This is a genomic window from Liquorilactobacillus sicerae (assembly GCF_029916425.1).
GTDB classification, from domain to species: domain Bacteria; phylum Bacillota; class Bacilli; order Lactobacillales; family Lactobacillaceae; genus Liquorilactobacillus; species Liquorilactobacillus sicerae.
Window position 1 is genome coordinate 1 of record NZ_JAHAVQ010000286.1, and the last position, 424, is coordinate 424.

Annotated in this window: 1 protein-coding gene; it reads left to right on the top strand. The window is 45.5% G+C overall.

From position 1 onward, the window contains the following. On the top strand, positions 1-424 hold a 424-nt coding region (locus KH893_RS12470), incomplete at both ends, for a mucin-binding protein (protein WP_427860451.1).

Sequence of the window (424 nt, forward strand, 5' to 3'; positions counted from 1 at the left end):
TTGTATATACTAAGAATGCACCGACAGTCACTACCGAAACGAAGACTGTGAATGAAACCATCCATTATATCTATAAAGATGGTAGCAAGGCAGCCGATGACTATGTGGCAACGCCAGTTGAGTTTACGCGGACAGTGTCCACAGATGCAGTCACTGGTGAGCAGACATATGGGGCATGGTCAGCAGATCAAACATTTGGTGCAGTGACTAGTCCTGATCTGAAGGGGTACACACCAGATCAGACAGCAATTGCAGCACAGACAGTGACCGGAGATTCGACAGATTTGGAGTATACGGTTGTATATACTAAGAATGCACCGACAGTCACTACCGAAACGAAGACTGTGAATGAAACCATCCATTATATCTATAAAGATGGTAGCAAGGCAGCCGATGACTATGTGGCAACGCCAGTTGAGTTTAC